Source organism: Amycolatopsis sp. NPDC051373, assembly GCF_040689465.1.
Lineage (GTDB): Bacteria > Actinomycetota > Actinomycetes > Mycobacteriales > Pseudonocardiaceae > Amycolatopsis.
Map to the genome: position 1 here is coordinate 437,815 of NZ_JBFBAE010000002.1, position 16,962 is coordinate 454,776.

Sequence of the window (16,962 nt, forward strand, 5' to 3'; positions counted from 1 at the left end):
GAGGCCTTCACCGTACCCACGCTCGCGGCGGCGTGGTCACCCTCGCCGAGCCGCGAGCCGCGGCCCGGCCATGAGGGGGGGAATGGCCGGACCGCGGGTGCCGCCGCTGTGCGGGGGGGCGGCGGCACGCCCTGTCAGTGCAGGGCCTCCCGCAGGACCGCGATCGCTTGCGCAGCCGCGGCCTTCGCCGCGTGCGTGTCCCGGACCGGGTCGAGCATCATGAAGTCGTTGAGGATGCCGTCGTAGCGCGCTGTCGTCACGGCCATGCCCGCGTCCCGCAGCTTCGCCGCGTAGGCCTGGCCTTCGTCGCGTAGCACGTCGTCGTACTCGTCGACCAGCAGGAACGCGGGCGGCGGCCCGGCCGGCCGGTCGAGGCTCGCTTGCAGTGGTGCGGCGGTGATCTGCCGGCGTTGGGCGGGCTCGGGGAGGTAGGCGTCCCAGAACCAGGCCATCGCCTTCGCCGCCGGACAGGGACCGTGTTCGAACCGGCGGTACGAGCCGGTGTCCATGCCCGCGTCGGTGACCGGGTAGTACGTCGAGTGCTGCACGAAGGTGACGACGCCGCGTTCCTTCGCCATCAAGGCCGGCGCGGCGGTCATGTTCCCGCCCACGGAGTCGCCCGCGACGGCCCTGTATGCCTCCTCGATGCCCTTGCCGGCGCCCTCGCGACCCATCCGCTGCGGGTTCGCGTAGGCCGGCTCGATCGCCACCGGGTAGCGCGCCTCCGGCGACGGGGTGTACTCCACGAACACCACTGCGGCGCCGACGCCGGTCGCGAGCTCGCGCACCAGCCGGTCGTGGGTGCCGGCGTTGCCGAGGATCCAGCCGCCGCCGTCCACGTAGAGGATCACCGGCAGAGTGCCGTCGGCGCCGTCGGGTTTCACGATCCGCACCCGGACATCGCCGACGGCGGCGGACACTGTGAGCCGCTCCTCGTCGACGGCGGGCTTCGCCACGCCGCCCGACTGCAGGCCGTCGAGCACCTTGCGGGCCGCTTCGGGGCCGAGCTCGTAGCGGAACGGCGGGTTCGCTGTGGCGCCGGCCAGTTCCTGGGCCGCTGATTCGAGGCGCACGTCCGGCTTTTCGAGGGCGGCCATGGTTCTCTCCTCCGTCAGCGGTCCGGGTGTGGGCTCGTGCCTTCAGCCTTGCGCGTGGAAGGCCGCGGAGCCATCGAGCAGCCACCACGGCCGGTCAGCGGCCGGTGTGGGGTAAACCCCACGCCACAGCGCCGGGCGAGGCGGCCCCGGCGGGAGGAAATTCCGGCGGCCGCGGAATACGCCCGCGGGGGCGCGGGCTTGCACGAGAGATGAAGGCTGTCACGTTCACCCGCCACGGCGGGCCGGAAGTGTTGTCGCTGTCGGAGCGGGAGGTCCCGGAGCCCGGCACCGGCGAGGTCCGGGTGCGGATCGTGGTGTCGGCGGTGAATCCCACGGACTGGAAGTCGCGCCGCGGCCCCGGTGAGCTCGCGGGTCCGGCCGTGCCCAACCAGGACGGCGCGGGCGTGGTCGACGCCGTCGGGCCGGGTGTCACGGAGTTCACGCCGGGCGACCGCGTGTGGGTGCTGCTGGCCGCGGCCCACTCCCCCGCGTCCGGAACGGCGCAGGAGTACACCGTGCTGCCGGCCGAACGGCTCGTGCGACTGCCCGACGCGGTCGGCTTCGACGAGGGTGCCGGGTTCGCCATCCCCGCCCTCACGGCGCACCGCGCCCTGACCGTCGCCGAGGACGGGCCGACGCGGCTCGCCCCGGGCGCGCTCGCGGGCCGCACCGTCCTGGTCACGGGCGGGGCGGGCGCCGTCGGCAACGCCACGATCCAGCTCGCCCGCTGGGCCGGCGCGACGGTGCTCACCACCGTGAGCACCGAGGCCAAGGCCGCGCTGGCCCGGGCGGCCGGCGCGGACCACGCGCTCCGCTACACCTCCGGCGACCTGGCGGCCGAGATCCGGGCGATCGCCCCCGACGGCGTGGACCTCGTGGTCGAGGTCGCCGCCGGCACGAACGCCGGGCTGCACGCCGAGGTCCTGCGCACCCGCGGCACCGTCGCGGCCTACGGCGACGACCGCGGCACCGGCAAGATCACTCTCGAGTTCGGCCGCAACCTGTGGCTGAACTCGCGCTACCAGTTCCTGGTCCTCTACACCGTCGGCCTGGACAAGCTCCGCGCCGGCGCGGAGGACGTCACCGCGGCTCTCACCGACGGCGCCCTGCGCTTGGGCGAGGAGCGCGGCCTGCCGCTGCACCGCTTCCCCCTGGAGCAGACGGCACAAGCCCACGAAGCCTCGGAGAACGGCGCGACGGGCAAGATCCTCATCGACGTGACACCTGCGTCCTGAACCCTTGCCGCGAAACGCCGGTCACCGGGCCGCCCCGGTGACCGGCGTTTCCCGAGCCACCACGCCTGGGGCCGCCACTCCTGGTACCTTGCCCGTCACGGTCGCGGTGCGGAAAGACAAACCGCGCGTCGGGCGCCACCCGGCGCCGATCACGCGTCAGAGCGCGGTCACGAAGTCCGGGTCCACGCCCGTCAGTTCCGCGCTCAGGTCCCACAGCCGACGGCCGGTCGCGGAGTCCGCAAGCGGTCCTTTCGGAGTTTCGAGGCGCGGTTTTCCCCGCAGGCCGAAGAACCGCGGGCCCCACAGCTGTCCATTGCGGACGGACGGGTCGAGCGCCGCGTGCACGGACGGCCGGGCGCCCGCGTGTTTTCCTTGCAGCAGCACGCCGGCGGGCACCGCACGGAGCAGCTGCCCGGTGGTGCGTGAGTGCACCGGCGGTCGTGAGGGAGTCAGGGCGTTCAGGGCGCCGCCGGGGTGGACCACGACGCTGAGGGCACCGCTGTCCGCCTCCTCGAGACGTCGGGCAAGCTCGAAGCCGAACAGCATCTGAGCGAGCTTGGCGCGCTCGTAGGCCTGCTTCGGCGCGAAGGCGCGGGTGCTCTGCAGGTCGTCGAGGTCGAGGTGAGCGGAGCGGGCCGTGAAGCTGCCCGTGGTCACCACACGGCCGGCCGACAACCGGGGCCACAGCAGGGCCGTGAGGGCGAAGTGACCGAGGTGGTTGGTGCCGAACGTCAGCTCGTGGCCGGCCGGGGTCTCTCGCCGCTTCGGACCTTCGAGGAGCACCCCCGCGTTGAGGACGGCCACGTCGAGCCGCGGCATGTCCAGCGCGTCGACCGAGGCTTTCAGCGAGGCCAGGTCGGCGAGGTCGAGGCGCACGGAGGTGACCCGAGCGCCGGGCACTCGCGCCTGGATCGCCCCGATCGCGGAGGCGGCCTTCGCGGGGTCGCGGCTGCCGAGCACCACGGCGGCGCCGGTCGTGGCGAGCTGCTCGGCGACGAAGTAGCCGATGCCGGCGTTGCCGCCGGTCACCAGCGCGATCGTCGACTGGTTGGCCATGGCGTGCCCTCATTTCTGTAGTCACTCTTATTTCATAGTAATTACAATTTCAGAGTCGCTTCAGCTATCGTGAGCCTCATGCCCGCCACCCCCGGTCGACGCGAACGCAAGAAGGCCCGCACCCGCCAGGCGCTCGACGACGCCGCTGCGCGCCTGTTCCTCGAGCACGGCTACGACCACGTCACCGTGGCGCAGATCGCCGAGGCGGCCGACGTCTCCGTCGCCACGTTGTTCGCCCACGTGCCCGACGGCAAGGAAGCCCTGATCTTCGACGACGGCACCGAACGCCGTGAAGGTCTCGTCGCCGCCGTGCGCGAACGGGAAGCGGGCGAGTCCGTCCTCGCCGCCCTGCGCCGGTTCTTCGCGAACCGCGGGCCGTTCGCCGCCGAACTGCCGCCCGAGTACGAACGCAAGCGCACCCTGATCGTCACCACGCCGGCCTTGCGCGGGTACGCGCGCAAGCTCTGGGTCCAGAGCGAAGCCGCGCTGACCGAAGCGATCGCCGAGGCGAGCGACGTGCCCGCGACCGACATGGCGACCAGGGCATTGGCCCGCTACGTGCTGGAGATCCCCGACCTCACCGGTACCGAGCCCGACCCCCTCGCCGCGATGCACGCCGTATTCGATCTCCTCGAGTCCGGCTGGCCACCGCGGCACGCCTGAGCACCCCCGAACGCGCGAGGCCACACTTTCGCAGGTACCGCGTCGGACGTCACAGCCGGTATACCTGGTCCCACGCACCAATAGGTCTGGACCATTACGGCAGCCGACCGGGGTGTCGGCCCCGCCGCGCCCCGGCACCGTCCTTTGTGGAGGTACCATGCACCGGCTGGACGCGATCCGCGACCACGCGATCGGACTGTTCCGCATCGTCGTGGGATTCCTCTTCGCGTGCCACGGCGTGAAAACCCTCTTCGGACTCCTGGGCGCCCACGCCCCCGCGCAGGTCGGCTCGTGGCCCGGCTGGTGGGCGGCGCTCATCCAGCTCGTGGCGGGCACGCTGGTGTTCCTCGGCATCGGCACCCGCGCGGCCGCGCTGATCGGCTCCGGGTCGATGGCCTTCGCCTACTTCACCGTCCACGCGCCGAACGACGTGCTGCCGATCCAGAACGGCGGCGAGCAGGCCGCATTGTTCTGCTGGACGTTGCTGGTGGTCGCGTTCACCGGACCCGGCCGGTTCGCGCTCACCGGGGCACTCGCGGCTTTCCGTGCCACTCAACGGGAAGACCCCCGCGCACCCGTACGGGGGTGAGGTGCGCGGGGGTCAAGCAACCCGGATCAGCGGCCCGGATCAGCTGCGTGGTCGAAACGGAGATCAGCCGACCGACGGCCCCATCCCGAGCGACTGTGGAGTGCTCGCGTCGGGCGAGGGCTGGTGCAGGCCTTCGTCGAGCGGCCCGAACTCGGTCATCAGCGCCGCGCTGCCGCCCCACGGCGTCTGCTCCTCGGCGATCAGCGAGTTCGTCGTCAGCAGCAGGCCGGCGACCGAAGCGCCGTTCTGCAGCGCCGAACGGCACACCCGCAACGGGTCGATGATGCCGAGCTCGACGAGGTCGCCGAAGCGTCCGACCAACGCGTCGAACCCTTCGTCGTCGCCGAGCTTCCGGGTCTGCTCCACGATCTCCTCGGCCGCGTACCCGGCGTTGCTGGCGATCAGCATTGCCGGTGCGCTCAGCGCGCGCCGCACGATGTCGGCGCCGATGGCGTAGTCGCCTTCGAGGTCGAGACCGGTCAGCACCTTCTCCGCGTGCAGCAGGGTCGCGCCGCCGCCGGCGACCACACCCTCCGCGATCGCGGCCCGGGTGGCCGAGAGCGCGTCCTCCACGCGGTGCTGCAGCTCCTTGAGCTCGGCCGGCGTCGCGGCGCCGACGCGGATCACCGCGACCTTGCCCGTCAGCGCGCCGATCCGCTCGGTCAGCACGTCCTCGTCGACCCCGAACTGCGCGCGGTCGCGCTCGGCGCGCAGCTGGCCCACGCGGAACTCGACGGCCTCGGCGGAACCCGCGCCCCCGACGATCTGGGTCGCGTTCTCCGTCACCCGCACCTGCTTCGCGCGGCCGAGGTGCTCGAGTTTCATCGTCTCCAGCGAGAACCCCGAGTGCTTCGACAGCACGGCCCCGCCGACCACGGCCGCCAGGTCCTCCAGCTTGTGCAGCCGGCGGTCGCCGAAGCCGGGCGCACGGATCGCGACGGCCTGGAACGTGCGGTTCACGTGGTTGTGCACGAGCATCGACAGCGCCGTGCCCTCCACGTTCTCCGCGATCAGCACGAGCGGGCGCGGGTTGCGCATCACCTTGTCCAGCACCGGCATCAGCTGCTGCACGTTGCTGATCTTCTCGCTGCACATGAGGATGTACGGGTCGTCGAGCACCGCTTCCAGGCGCCCGGGATCCGTGACGAGGTACGGCGAGAGGTAGCCGTTGTCGAACTCGAAGCCCTCCACGAACTCCACCGACATGCCGATGCGCGGCGACTCCTCGATCGTGACGACGCCGCTCTCCCCCACGGTGTGCAGCGCCTTGGCGATCACCGAGCCGACGGCCCCGTCGTCGTTGGCGGAGATCGCCGCGACCCGCGCGTAGTCCTCTTCGGACTTCACCGGGTGCGCCATCGTCTCCAGGTGCTCGACGAGCCGGCCCACCGCCGCGTCGATACCGCGCTTGACGAGCACGGGGTTGCCGCCGTGGGCGATGGCCCGCATTCCCTCGCTCACGATCGCCTGCGCGATCACGGTCGCGGTCGTGGTGCCGTCGCCCACCACGTCGTTGGTCTTGATCGCCGCTTCCTTCACCAGCTGTGCGCCCATGTTCTCGAACTGGTTGCGCAGGTGGACTTCACGCGCGATCGTCACGCCGTCGTTGGTGACCACGGGCGAACCGGTGATCTTCTCGATGATCACGTTGCGCCCCTTGGGGCCCAGCGTCGATTTCACGGCCTCCGCGAGTTTGTCCACCCCCGCCACCAGCAGGTCGCGGGCTTCCGAGCCGAAGCGAAGTTCCTTGGCCATGCTGCTCCTCCTGTGTGATGGGACCGGATCGGCTAGGGGACGAGAATGGCGCGGCCCCGCACGCGGCCGGCGTCGAGATCGGCCAGCGCGTCGAGTGCCGCGTCGAGCGGGTACTGCCTGGTGTGCAAGGTGACCTTGCCCGCCTGCGCGAGCACCATCAGCTCCACGAGGTCGTTGTAGGTGCCCACCAGATTGCCCACGATGTTGCGTTCCGTGGAGATGATGTCGATCGTCGGCACGTCGATGTTGCTGCCGTAACCGATCACGAAGTGCGAGCCGGCACGGCGCGTCATGGCGAACGCGTCCTGCTGCGCGCCCTGCTCGGCGACGAAGTCCAGCACCACCTCGGCGCCGTGGCCACCGGTCAGGTCGAGGACCGCGTCGACGTGGGTGCCGTCGGCGACCACGGTGTGGTCGGCCCCGAGCTCCGCGGCGAGCTTGAGCGCCTCGACATTGCGGTCCACGACCACCACGGTCGTCGCGGTGAGCGCCCGCAGCGACTGGATGCCGATGTGCCCGAGCCCGCCCGCGCCGTTGACGACGCACACCGTGCCCGGGGGCAGCAGCGGCACCGCCTTGCGCACGGCGTGGTAAGCGGTGATGCCGGCGTCGGCCAGCGCCGCGACGTCCTCGGGGCGCGTGTCCGGGTCGAGCTTGATGCACGCCCGCGCCGAGGTGAGCAGGTACTCGGCCATCCCGCCGTCGGTGTCGATGCCGGGGAAGGCGTTGTTCTCGCAGTGCATGTCGTTGCCGGCGCGGCAGGCGTGGCACAGCCCGCACGTCGGCGTCGGGTGCAGGATCACGGTGTCGCCGACGGCCACGTTGGTCACCGCCGAGCCGACCTCGTGCACCCAGCCCGCGTTCTCGTGCCCGATCGTGTAAGGCAGCGCGACGCCGGATTTCGCGGCCCACTGCTCCTCGATGATGTGCAGGTCCGTGCGGCACACACCGGCCCCGCCGATCTTCACCACCACGTCGAGCGGCCCGGCGGCCTTCGGCTCCGGCACTTCTTCGAGGACGGGCTGCTGGTGGTAAGCTTGCAACCGGACCGCCTTCATGGCGTCTCCTCCGTTTCGGGAATGCTGCTGGCCTCCGGGTAGCGGGCGCGCAGCATCCCGCGGCACACCCCCGAGTTGGCGTCCTGGCTCACGCGCGTGAGGCGCGCGACCCCGAGGTGCCGGTGCAGCTCGGGCGCCGGCACGGCCTGGCCCGTGCCCGGGTCCAGCACGAGCGGGTCCGCGTCACCGCCGGGCAGGCCCAGCTCACGGCGGCGCTCCCGCAGCCGTTCGCGATCCGGCGTCGGCGGCGCGTCGGCGAGCGTGAGCTCCGCCAGGCGTTCCCGGGCCACGCCGCCGGACACCATCGACCGGCACACGCGGTCGGTGCCGGCGAGCACGGCCTTGCGCAGGAAGTCGGCGCGCAGGCTGTCGAGCTCGTCGGCCGCCTCGTCGCCGAAGGAACCGACGAAACCGGCCCGCGCCGCCACCCCCTTGTTGATCACGTCGGCGGCGAAGTGGTCCTTCAGGCGGACCACGGCGCGGCTGACCCCCGGCACCGCCGAAACGGCGTCGTAGGAGTCGGCCACCATGAGGAACGCGAAGTTCGGTGCGCAGAAATACGTCGGCAGGCACAGCTCGACGACCGCCTCCCCACCCGGGTCCACTGTGGAGCTGGCCACGAAACCCAGGTCGGTCAACGGCCGGTCGAGCTCGGGATCGCGCACGGTCCCCAGCGCCGACCAGACCGCCGCGGTGATCGCGGCGGTCTGGTCGGTGCGCGCGCCGGCGGAACCGGGCGCCATCACGGCGACGGAACCCCTACTGCCTCGACGGTCTTGGGTGCCTTGAGGTCGAGCCCCTCGGGCACTTCGAGGCCGTACAGGCGGGCCGCGTTGAGGCCGAGGATCTTCTTCTTGGTCTCGACCGTGAGCTTCCCGTAGTCGGAGAACTCCTCGCCGTCGGGCATCTGCCAGTCGACGAAGCCTTCCACCTGCCACTTCGGCTCCCAGATGGCGTAGTCGGCGCCGAAGAGCATCTTGTCCTCACCGACCCAGAACAGCAGCTCTCCCATCACCTTCGCGAAGAACCGCGGCCGCGCGTGCATGAGCCCGCCGATGACCACCGACAGGCCGGCGTAGACGTTGGGCTCCTGCGTGGCCATGAAGCAGAAGTCCTCGATCCGCGGCAGCCCCACGTGCTCGACGATGAAGTTGAGCCCCGGGAAGTTCGTGGCCGCGTAGTCCACGTCCTTCACGTCGAACGCGTCCTTGTCCAGGGGCCAGATCGTCGGTCCCTTGTGGACGTGGATGTTCTTCACGCCGAGCTCCTGGCACTTCTCCAGGTAGCGCGAGGCCTCCGGGTCCCTCAGACTCCAGCCGCGCGAGTCGCCGTGCCACTCGGCGGTGTAGAGCTTCGCACCTGTGCAGCCCCAGCGCTTGACTCGCTCTTCCAGTGCCTTCAGACCCGGCTCGCCATCTCGCGGGTCCCAGTTCGTGTTGACCACGAACCGGCCCGGGTACTTCTCCGCCAGCGCCCCGTTGGCCTCAGTGGTGTTGAACCCTTCGCGGTACCACTGCCGCAGGCTCGTGGGCTGGAAGATGGCGACGTCGACGTGGCCGGCGTCGAACAGGTCGTACATCATCGTTTCTTCGTCGTACTTCTGGAACTTCTCGATCGGCCAGTGGGTTTCGGCCGGGCCGAGGCTCTGGTACGCGTGGAAGCACTCGATCCAGCCCTTCGCGTACTCCTCCTGACCCGACACCCAGTTGGCGGGGCTGGCATCCCAGAAGTGGGTATGCCCGTCGACTACGAAGTACTTTTCGCCGTCCTTTTCGTACACGGTGCTCCTCCCGGACTGAATCGAGTGCTCTCCCGAGTTGTGCTGTTGTGTTGCGATCGGTGCCGTTACTTGCGCGCCACGAGGTCGAAGTCGAGGTACTCGGCCGCGTCCTCGGGGTTGGCGAACATGATCGTGCGGTCGTCGAGGTGGACCATGCGCCCGTAGTGGGTGGACATGCTCTCCTCGAACTCCGCCGAGTCGAACCAGCCCTCCTCCTCGCCCGCTGCCTCGTCCACCTCGGCGAAGATGAGGTCCATGCGGCCCACGGCGTCCACGCGGATCATCGAGGGCAGGGGCGTGACGGTGACGTTGTCGAGTTTGCCCACCACCTCGGCGATGATCGCGCCGACCTGGTTGTTCATCAAGGTGAAGCCGCACATGTTCGACGCGGTGTTGTCGGACTTGAACGGGCTTTCCGCGGTTTTGAAGACAGTCACTGGCTCAGCTCCTTCGGTGCCTGCAGACCCAGGTCGGACAGGATGCCGCCGAAGCGGCTCTTGGCGCGGTCGAGACCGTCTTCGAACCGCATGGGCTTCGCGTCGGGCTGTGACCACAGCGGCTGCATCGTGCGTGCGGCCGAGAGGCACTTCGGCACCCACGCCGCGAGCCACTGGTCCATCAGCGCGCGGTTGTGGTCGGCGAACTCGCTGTCGTTGACCAACAGCTCGAACATCGCCTTCGTGTAGCGCAGGTCGCGTTCGGAGAAGTCGAACTCCTCGGCACCGATCAGCGTCGGGGTCACGAAGTCGCCGTTCGCCGGTGCCGCCTGCTGCACGAGCCGGCTGCGGAACAGCTCGCCCACGAGCGGCTCGAACACGATGTTCGCGGCGAAGATCGCCTCGCACCAGTCCCAGATCTCCGTGAGCGCCTCCGCGGTCTCCCGCACGCCCTGCCACGCGGGGTCCTCGTTCCACGTCGCGAGGTGCGCGTTGCCGTCGAAGCCCTCGATCTCCTCGGACAGCGTGAGGTTGTACAGCGCCAGGTCCTGCGCCGCGCGGATGCGGTGCATGCTGTTCACGGAGATCGCGTTGTTGTGCATGTTGGTGGGAGCGCGGCGGTTGGCGTTGGCGAACAAGTAGAGCCCGAGGCCGTGGTCCACGTGCATCCACGCGCCGATGTGCTGCGACACGAAGCTGACCCAGTTGGGGTTCCACTGCTCGAACGCCTTCGACTGCCGTGCCGCGTCGATGTTCTGGTTGAGCTGGCGCACCACGTTGGCGTTGTAGCGGTAGAGCGTGAGCTCCCACTCCTCGTTGGGGTCGCGGAACTCGTGCCAGCCGTGGGCCGGCCACGGGTAGCCCTGGCCGCCGGAGCCGGGGCTGCGCACGGGCACGGGCCGGTCGGAACCCCAGGCCTTGAGCGCGGTCCACTCCAGCGGGTAACCGCCCTTGCCGTCGGCGAAGCCGTACAGCCAGCCCTGGCTCAAGTAGTGCCGCGGGTCGGGCTGCACCTCGACGGTGACGTCCTCGTAGTGGCTCTGCTTGCGCTTTTTCGGGGTGTAGTAGTTGAACTGCCTCGCCTCGGAGTCCGGGAACTCGCGGGCGCCCGCCTCGGCATCGGTGAAGACGGGCTTGGGAACGCTGCGTTCAGCCGTCGTTGTCATGGGTTCCAATTCCTTCGCGTCGGGCACTGGCCTCGTCGTTGCGTCGGTTTCCCAGCCGGACTCACGTCTCGTCCGCATCGCCGGTCGTGGTGAACTTGTCGTAGTAGATCCGCTTCTCCGGCACGCCGAGCGCCGGCAGCAGTTCCAGGGCCGCCTCCACCATGGGCGGCGGCCCGCACACGTAGACGTCGGTGCGGCCCAGATCGGTCTCGAGCCGCCGCACCACGTCGGTGATCAGGCCGGTCTCGCCGTCCCAGTCCTCACCTTGTTCGGGTTCGGACAGGGCCGGCACGAACCGGAAACCCGGGATCTTGTCCTCGAGGGCCGTCAGCTCGCTCTCGAAGCACAGGTCCTTCTTGCGGCGGGCGCCGTAGTAGTAGGTCGCCTTCCGCTCGATGCCGCGCTCGGCCATGGACCGCAGCAGCGAGAGGATGGGCGCCATGCCGGCGCCGCCACCGAGGAACACCAGATCCCGCTCGGGCGCGTCCCGCAGGGTGAAGACCCCGAACGGACCCGACACGTCGAGCCGGTCCCCGACCGACACCGCGGTGTCCAGGAAGTGCGAGAACAACCCGTCCGGGTAGATCCTGATCACGAACTCCAGCAGCCGGGAGTCCCGGCCGGGGGTGTTCGCCATCGAGAACGACCGGGTGGCCTCGTGTCCTGGGACCACGAAGTCGACGTACTGGCCGGGGAAGAACTTGAACGACTCGGCGTCGATGAGCCGGACCACGAGCCGGCGCAGGTCGTGCGTGACCTCCTCGAGTGAAACCACCTCCGCGACCGCCTCCTGAATCGGCAGTCCGGAGTGGATCATCTCCTCGTCGTAGTTGAGCAGTTCGATCGTCAGGTCCTCGTACGCGTGCGCCCGGCACAGCAGCGTGAAGCCCTCCTCCTTTTCGAAGTCGGGCAACGCGAACGTGGAGTACCGGTCGTGGTCGACGTCGTCGCCGTCGAGGATGAACGACTTGCAGGAGGCGCACTGCCCCTCCTTGCATCCGTGCATGAGCATGACGCCCTGCTCGGCAGCCGCTCGCAGGATGTTCTGGTCCTCGTCGACCTCGATCTCGATGCCGACCGGTTCGAAGCGGACGTGGTGCTTGTTTCCCATCGCTTCCCTGCCTGAACGCCGGAGTTCGCACACATCCCGGGTCGCCACCGTCGGCGATCGGGTACCACCGTCCAGGCGGCACCCGATCGCCGGCGGAGACCGGTCATCTGTCCGATCAGGACGCGGCCCTTGCGGGCCGTCCCGCCGGACCCTGGCGGTTGTAGTCGTCCTGGAACGCGGCCCGCTGCTCGGCGGTCATCTCGTTGAGCAGCACGTTCGGGCTCTGCAGCGGCGGGCACCGGCGCAGGTGGTCCAGCGTCCACATCTTCTTCGGGTCGAGGTCGAGGTGCGGCTGGGCGACCAGGGTCTTGCCGTCGTCCCGGACGTAGCCCATGTCGGACACCACATCGGCCCAGTTCCAGCCGTGGTAGAGCGTCTCCCACTCGCGGGACCCGATGAGCTGGCCCATGTTCGGGGTCTCGCGACCCTGGTACGTGGGCCGGAACGCCTCGACGTCGGTCCACCGGCAGGCTTCGTGGCAGTACGTCCGCCACTGCCCGTCGACCTCCGCCATGACCATGTCCTCACGCACGAGGCAGGGGACCATGCAGGTCCAGCACCGGTTCGGGTAGACGTAGTCGACGTCTTCCAGCGCGATCGGGTTGTGCCCGTTCGGCACCGACAGGCGGCTGTAGTTCTCCCACCACTTGCCGTACTTGTCGTACCAGCCCGGGTACTTGTACTCGAACCACTCGAAGTCCTCGTCCGTCATCGGGTCGATGCGCCAGTAGTTGGCGAGCCACCCGGTGGCGAAGAACTGCGCGACTTCGTGCACGTAGCCCTTGTCCCAGATCTGCTTCCACGCTTCTTCGATCAAGTCGTGCGGAATGACCAGACCGTACTTCTCGAGCGGGACGAGATAGCTGCGGTAGTAGTCGTCGTAGATCCACCGGCGCCACATCTCCGCGTAGCTTTCCCGGTCCTTGCGGCGGTCCTTCGTGCCGTACTCGATGAAGGTGCCGATGGCCGCGTCGACCACCCGGTGGTTGTTCCACCACGCGTAGCGCAGGTCGCGCTCGAGCAGCTGGTGGTTGCTTTCGTCGGAAAGTGCCATCAACAGCGTGGCGTAGCCGTTGCTGATGTGGCGAGATTCGTCGGACTGAACCGAGTGGAACACCGTCGGCAGCAGGTAGTCGCCATTGGCCGCGGCCTCGGCGGGCATGGCGACGAACAGCGTGTTGGTAAACGCCGTCTCGGCCACGATCGTGAGGTAGATGCTCGCCGCGGTGATGGCGTCACCGGTGATGAAGCCCTCGGCGAACTGCCGGCCGATCGTGCCGCAGTAGTCGTTCTGGAAGTTGCGCAGGCTCGAGTTGAAACCCGCCGGGTCGATGTAGTTGTTCATGTACAGGCGCTTCAGGTTCTGCTGGATCGTCGAGTGGCGTACCTCGTCGATCATCTGGATCGCCTGGCCGTTGTGCAGTTCCGGGTTCGGCACCGTGCGGAACAGCAGCGGCATGGCCCGCGCCGCGGAAATCTCCGGCAACGGGATGATGGACAGGAACAGCTTCTGCCACTCCAGCCACCGTTCCTGGACCTGCCGGAACATGTTGCCTCGGATGGCGCCGTCCTCGGCCCCGTATACGCGGTGGTCCTTTTCTTCCTGCATCGGGAAGTAGGAACGGAGCACCTGCTTGAGCGGGTCCTTCTTCTTGGCCTTGTGGAACGTGTAATCGGTTCCGTAGTGCGACACCGGCTGGTGGTACACCGGTTCCCACGACAGCTCCTGGATCTTCTGGTGGGCTTTCGCCACGCTCTGGCGGCTCATGGTCTCTCCTTACCCGTCGCGCCACGACGGCTGCTGGCGCGCCCTGCCCGAACCGCGGTACCCGGTTCACCCGGTCGGACCGGGGCGTGAAGTCCTGCGAACATGATTAAGGGGGCGGCCCGCCGAACCGCGAGTCTCAATACGAGACAAGCCGCGGAGATTTTTTCAGTCGTCCTCCATCATCGCGGCCCGGAGCGCGGCCAGCTGTGACTCCTTCTCGTGCTGCAGCCGCACGTCGCCCTCGGCCGTCGGCGTGATCCCCAGCGCACGCAGCAGTTGCGCGGCCGGCTCACCGGGCGGGCCGCCGGAGCCGAGCGTCGGGTGCAGTCCGATGTCCACGAGGTGGCGGAACACCAGGTCGACAACCGTCCAGGGGTTGTACGTCTCCTCGGTTTGTTCATCCATTCGGGTCCTCCTGCGCGCTCGTCCGGACTCCCCCATGAGAACCCCACGCGCGCGAGGAGCGCGTCTCAAGGTGAGACCCGCGCTGGACACGTGTCCTAAGCTGGGCACGACCCGGTACTGCGACACAACGACGTGGGCAGCGACAGGAGGTCGAGCCGTGGTGAAGAGTCCACCCGCCCGCCAGGTCGCACCGAATCCGGCCGCGATCCTGCCCGACGAAGACGGTCTGGCCAGGACCCGGATCCGCTTTCTGACGTCGGAAACCGTTGAGCCGGACCAAGTCCGCGAAGCGATCCTCGCTTCGTGGTGGCGGTCGCGGCACTTCCGCGTGCCCGCCGATCGCATCGACCTGCCCTACCTCGGCGAGGTCAACCTCGACACTCCCTTGATCCACAGCGCGAAACTCGTCATGCAACGGCTCGGCGACCAGCTGGACGGGCAGCCGATCAGCATGATCCTCGCCGACCCCACAGGAACCGTGCTGAGCCAGCGCACCGGAGACACCGACCTGCACCGCCACCTCGAACGGGTGGAACTGGTCCCCGGCTTCAGCTACGGCGAGAAGTTCGTGGGCACCAACGGCATCGGCACCGCGCTCGAGGACGACCAGCCGACGCACGTGTTCGGCCACGAGCACTACGCCGAGCACCTGGAGAACCTCGCGTGCGCGGGCGTGCCGATCCACCACCCGATCTCCGGGAAGATGATCGGCGCCGTCGACCTCACGTGCTGGCGCAAGGACGCGGGCGGGCTGCTGATCGCGCTCGCGCGCAGCACCGCCGAGCAGATCCAGCAGGCGCTGCTGACCCACAGCAACCTGCGCGAGCTGATCCTCTTCCAGTCCTACCTGCAGGCGTGCCGCCGCACGACCGGCATCGTGATGGCGTTCAACGACGACATCGTGATGATGAACGACAGCGCGCGCCAGCTGCTCAACTCCGCCGACCAGTCGATCCTGCTCGGGCACGCCGCGCAGGCGCTTTCGGAGTACCGGCGCAACACCGCGACCGTCACGCTCTCGGGCGGCGGCAAGGTCAAGATGCACTGCCGGCGCGTGCCGGGCCAGCACGAGGACGACGTCGTGGGCGGCGTGCTCTCGGTGAAGCTGATCGTCTCGGAGGCCGAGTCGAGTGGCGTGCCGGTGCCGATGCTGCCGATGTTCCTGCCGGGCCTGGTCGGTTCCGCGCCGTCGTGGCTGCGCTGCACGCACGACGTCGACGCCGGCTACAGCCGCGGCGAGTGGCTCGTGCTCGCGGGTGAGCCGGGCACCGGGAAGCTGAGCCTGGCGAAGGGCGTGCACCAGCGGCGCAACCCGACCGGCCGGCTGCACACGCTCGACGCGCGCGAGGCGGCGGAGGACGACTGGCTCTGCGACCTCCGGCGCGACCTGATCGACGATCCGGTCGACACGCTCGTGGTGCAGCACCTGGAGTCGCTCAGCGGCGAGAAGCTGAAGGCGTTCTCCGCTGTGCTCGAAGAAGTGCGTACCGCGTACGGCGCCAACGCGCCGTGGCTCGCGGTCACCCTCGCCCCGGAGGCCGAGACGACACCGGACCTGGCCGAGTCGCTGGCGTTCTTCCCGCGCACGGTGACCGTGCCGCCGCTGCGCCGCCACATCGACGACCTCACCGAGCTCGTGCCGTTCTTCCTCGCGAAGCTCTCGCGCGGCAGCCGGCTCTCGTGCTCGCCGACGGCGCTGCACCTGCTGATGCGCGCCGACTGGCCGAGCAACACCGCGCAGCTCTACCAGGTGCTCAAGAAGGTCGCGCAGCACCGGCGGCTCGGCGCGATCCAGCCGAGCGACCTGCCCGCCGAGTATCAGGCCATCGCGAAACGACCGCTGAAGGGGCTCGAGTCGATCGAGCGCGACGCGATCGTGCGCGCCTTGGAGGAGGCCCACGGCAACAAACCGCGCGCGGCGCAGCTGCTCGGCATCTCGCGCGCGACGATCTACCGCAAGATCCACGAGTACGGCATCGTCACGCCCGACCACTGAGTTCACGGGGGTCCCGCACGCCGGGGATCATCATGGAGCCATGAGGTGGCCGGGGGTGCGAGGGCTGAGCCCGCGGCGACGGCTGCTCGTCGCCGGGGTGGCGCTCGCGGTGGTGGCCGCCGGCGTGGTCACGGCGGTATCCGTCGGCGGGAGTTCCGGCGTTCCCCGCGAGGGGAGCCCCGCGCAGGACACGCCGGGGCCGGTGCTCCTGGTGCCCGGCTACGGCGGTGGCCGGGACTCACTCGAACAGCTGGCCGACCGCATCCACCGGGCCACGGGCCGGGACACCGACGTGCTCACCCTCCCCGGCGACGGCACCGGCGACCTCCTGCAGCAGGTGGACGTGCTGACGGACGCCGTCGAACGCGCGTATGCCGGCGGAGCCCCGTCGGTGGACGTGATCGGCTACTCGGCGGGCGGGGTCGTCGCGCGGCTGTGGGTCGCGCGCGAGGGCGGCGAGCACCAGGCGCGGCGCGTGATCACGCTCGGCGCGCCGATGCACGGCACCACACTCGCGACCGCCGGCGGAGTGCTGGCGCCCAGCGCGTGTCCCACGGCCTGCCGCCAGCTCACGCCCGGCAGCGCGCTGCTGCGGCAGCTGCCGCCGATCCCGCCGGGCCTGCCGTGGCTTTCGGTGTGGACGCGGCTGGACCGGACCGTGACGCCGCCGGAGTCGGCGCGCCTCGACGGCGCGGTGAACGTGGCGCTGCAGCAGGTGTGCCCCGCCGACACCGCCGCGCACGGCGACCTGCCGACGGACCCGGCCGTGACCGGTCTCGTGCTGAACGCGATCGGCACCGCGCCGCTGAGCACCCCGGCCTCGTGCGCGGACCTCGGCAAGTGACG

The 16,962-nt window shown here is 69.7% G+C and carries 16 protein-coding genes; 5 read left to right on the plus strand and 11 right to left on the minus strand.

Annotated features, from left to right (window positions below; genetic code table 11):
* Positions 1-134 precede the first annotated feature (134 nt).
* The gene (locus AB0383_RS05780) at positions 135-1,097 is read right to left on the minus strand and encodes an alpha/beta hydrolase (RefSeq protein ID WP_364182698.1); all 963 of its coding nucleotides are present in this window, start codon (positions 1,095-1,097) and stop codon (positions 135-137) included.
* 209 nt (positions 1,098-1,306) lie between these two features.
* Between AB0383_RS05780 and AB0383_RS05785 the strand changes: the two genes are divergently transcribed.
* A complete protein-coding gene (locus AB0383_RS05785) occupies positions 1,307-2,332 on the plus strand; it encodes an NADPH:quinone reductase (protein WP_366185461.1) in 1,026 nt (341 codons plus the stop codon).
* A 156-nt stretch (positions 2,333-2,488) separates the two neighbouring features.
* Here AB0383_RS05785 and AB0383_RS05790 read toward each other — a convergent pair whose 3' ends face one another.
* Complete coding sequence (locus AB0383_RS05790) at positions 2,489-3,388, minus strand: SDR family NAD(P)-dependent oxidoreductase (protein ID WP_366185463.1); 900 nt, start codon at positions 3,386-3,388, stop codon at positions 2,489-2,491.
* Between the two features lie 78 nt (positions 3,389-3,466).
* Between AB0383_RS05790 and AB0383_RS05795 the strand changes: the two genes are divergently transcribed.
* Both AB0383_RS05795 and AB0383_RS05800 read left to right on the plus strand, forming a co-directional pair.
* Positions 3,467-4,051: a TetR family transcriptional regulator gene (locus AB0383_RS05795; protein ID WP_364182707.1), complete on the plus strand. Its 585-nt coding sequence runs from the start codon at positions 3,467-3,469 to the stop codon at positions 4,049-4,051.
* A 157-nt stretch (positions 4,052-4,208) separates the two neighbouring features.
* Complete coding sequence (locus AB0383_RS05800; protein WP_364182710.1) at positions 4,209-4,640, plus strand: DoxX family protein; 432 nt, start codon at positions 4,209-4,211, stop codon at positions 4,638-4,640.
* Between the two features lie 63 nt (positions 4,641-4,703).
* On the opposite strand, the gene groL is transcribed toward AB0383_RS05800, so the two are convergent.
* From groL to AB0383_RS05845, 9 genes are all read right to left on the minus strand, one after another.
* Positions 4,704-6,395, minus strand: a complete 1,692-nt coding sequence (gene groL / locus AB0383_RS05805; protein ID WP_364182713.1) for a chaperonin GroEL — start codon at positions 6,393-6,395, stop codon at positions 4,704-4,706.
* Positions 6,396-6,427: 32 nt separating this feature from the next.
* A complete protein-coding gene (locus AB0383_RS05810; RefSeq protein ID WP_364182716.1) occupies positions 6,428-7,453 on the minus strand; it encodes an NAD(P)-dependent alcohol dehydrogenase in 1,026 nt (341 codons plus the stop codon).
* Positions 7,450-8,196: an iron-sulfur cluster assembly protein gene (locus AB0383_RS05815; RefSeq protein WP_364182719.1), complete on the minus strand. Its 747-nt coding sequence runs from the start codon at positions 8,194-8,196 to the stop codon at positions 7,450-7,452. The genes AB0383_RS05810 and AB0383_RS05815 overlap by 4 nt, the downstream gene beginning before the upstream one ends.
* Entirely contained in the window at positions 8,196-9,233 is a 1,038-nt protein-coding gene (locus AB0383_RS05820; RefSeq protein ID WP_364182722.1) for an amidohydrolase family protein, read from the minus strand. Before AB0383_RS05820 ends, AB0383_RS05815 begins: the two co-directional genes overlap by 1 nt.
* A gap of 65 nt (positions 9,234-9,298) precedes the next feature.
* Complete coding sequence (gene mimD, locus AB0383_RS05825; protein ID WP_366185467.1) at positions 9,299-9,670, minus strand: propane 2-monooxygenase effector subunit MimD; 372 nt, start codon at positions 9,668-9,670, stop codon at positions 9,299-9,301.
* Positions 9,667-10,836, minus strand: a complete 1,170-nt coding sequence (locus tag AB0383_RS05830; protein WP_366185469.1) for a toluene hydroxylase — start codon at positions 10,834-10,836, stop codon at positions 9,667-9,669. The genes mimD and AB0383_RS05830 overlap by 4 nt, the downstream gene beginning before the upstream one ends.
* A gap of 61 nt (positions 10,837-10,897) precedes the next feature.
* A complete protein-coding gene (locus tag AB0383_RS05835; protein ID WP_364182731.1) occupies positions 10,898-11,947 on the minus strand; it encodes a 2Fe-2S iron-sulfur cluster binding domain-containing protein in 1,050 nt (349 codons plus the stop codon).
* Between the two features lie 115 nt (positions 11,948-12,062).
* A complete protein-coding gene (locus AB0383_RS05840; protein ID WP_364182733.1) occupies positions 12,063-13,715 on the minus strand; it encodes a methane monooxygenase in 1,653 nt (550 codons plus the stop codon).
* Between the two features lie 165 nt (positions 13,716-13,880).
* A complete protein-coding gene (locus AB0383_RS05845; RefSeq protein ID WP_360595636.1) occupies positions 13,881-14,120 on the minus strand; it encodes a hypothetical protein in 240 nt (79 codons plus the stop codon).
* Positions 14,121-14,280: 160 nt separating this feature from the next.
* On the opposite strand from AB0383_RS05845, the gene AB0383_RS05850 reads away from it, so the two are divergent.
* Positions 14,281-16,116, plus strand: coding sequence for a helix-turn-helix domain-containing protein (locus AB0383_RS05850; protein ID WP_364182736.1), 1,836 nt, complete (start codon positions 14,281-14,283; stop codon positions 16,114-16,116).
* A gap of 40 nt (positions 16,117-16,156) precedes the next feature.
* Positions 16,157-16,960 (plus strand): lipase, encoded by an 804-nt coding sequence (locus AB0383_RS05855; protein ID WP_366185473.1) that lies wholly within the window; start codon positions 16,157-16,159, stop codon positions 16,958-16,960.
* Positions 16,961-16,962 lie beyond the last annotated feature (2 nt).